Source organism: Corallococcus sp. AB038B (genome assembly GCF_003668955.1).
Taxonomy (GTDB): domain Bacteria; phylum Myxococcota; class Myxococcia; order Myxococcales; family Myxococcaceae; genus Corallococcus; species Corallococcus exiguus.
The window spans coordinates 1-437 of record NZ_RAWO01000125.1 but is presented as its reverse complement, the minus strand read 5'-3'; the positions used below and the strand labels follow the sequence as shown (position 1 = coordinate 437).

Genomic DNA, 437 nt, shown 5'->3' with positions numbered 1-437 from the left:
CTTCACGGGCCAGGACGTCAGCGTCGCGCCCTTGCACGGGCCTCCGACGCACTTCCCGTCCTCGGGCTGGAACAGGGCGCCGTGCCACGAGCAGACGATGAGCTGCTTGTCCGGCGTCAGGTACTTGTCCAACACGCGCGCCAGCGGCAGCCCCGCATGCGGGCACCTGTCCACGTAGCCGTGGACCTCCGCGCCCCTGCGCACGAGGAAGCCGTGGAAGAAGGCCTCGCCAATCTGGAGCACGACGTTGCGCGCGCCCGGGTCCTCCAGCGAGTCCACCGGGCAGAGCTCGACGTCGGGGGGCGTCGTCAGGACGCGCTGCCTCGGAGGCAGGCTCAAGGCAGTCGGGCCTTCTCGAACCCGGCCCAGCAGTCGTCGTAGTCCAGTTGCATCGCCGCCGACTCCATCGCGAAGCGCGTGGGGCGGATGGTCCACCG

1 protein-coding gene is annotated in these 437 nt (G+C 70.5%); it reads right to left on the bottom strand.

Features of this window, described 5'->3' with window-relative positions; genetic code table 11:
- Positions 1-339 (bottom strand): Rieske (2Fe-2S) protein (locus D7Y04_RS42745; RefSeq protein ID WP_147477347.1); only part of this gene is annotated, 339 nt, incomplete at its 3' end.
- Between the last annotated feature and the right edge of the window lie 98 nt (positions 340-437).